This window comes from Microbacterium sp. BF1 (assembly GCF_019279095.1).
Classification (GTDB): Bacteria; Actinomycetota; Actinomycetes; order Actinomycetales; family Microbacteriaceae; genus Microbacterium; species Microbacterium maritypicum.
This window is the reverse complement of record NZ_JAGYWT010000874.1, coordinates 1-546: the sequence shown is the minus strand read 5'-3', so window position 1 is coordinate 546 and position 546 is coordinate 1. Positions and strand designations below refer to the sequence as shown.

At 68.3% G+C, this 546-nt stretch carries 1 protein-coding gene; it reads right to left on the bottom strand.

The genetic code is table 11. The features are described 5' to 3' along the window. Positions 1-546, bottom strand: a 546-nt coding sequence (locus KZA10_RS17305) for an ABC transporter permease (protein WP_374196622.1), incomplete at both ends; no start/stop codon positions are given.

Below are 546 nucleotides of genomic sequence, written 5' to 3'. Positions count from 1 at the left end.
CGGCGTGCGGGTTCTCCCCCACGGCGCGCATGCGCATGCCGAGCGACGAGCGCTCGATGAGCCACCAGACGAACAGGGTCGCCACGATCACGATCACGAAGCCGAGGTCGAGCAACGGGAACTGCGGTCCGAGCAGCGTCGGGAACTGGGCGCTCTCCGGCGTCGCCGATCCGAGCGCCTGGTTCGTCCCCGGCTTCTGCAGCAGACCCGGGGTGCGGATCATCCACAGCAGCAGGTAGTACGCGATGTAGTTCAGCATGATCGTGAGGATCACCTCGTGCGCACCCGTGCGCGCCTTGATGAGTCCCGCGATCGCGCCCCAGAGCGCACCGCCCGCGATGCCGGCGATGAGCGTGACCGGGATGTGTAACCAGATCGGCAGGTCGAGCGAGAACGTCAGCAGTGCGGCGACGGCCACACCGATGAGCATCTGGCCGCGAGCACCGATGTTGAACAGGCCGACGCGGAATGCCAGCGCCACGCCGAGGCCGGCCGCGATGAGCGGCGCCGCGAAGCCGAGCGTGTTGGTCAGCGGTCGGATCTGCG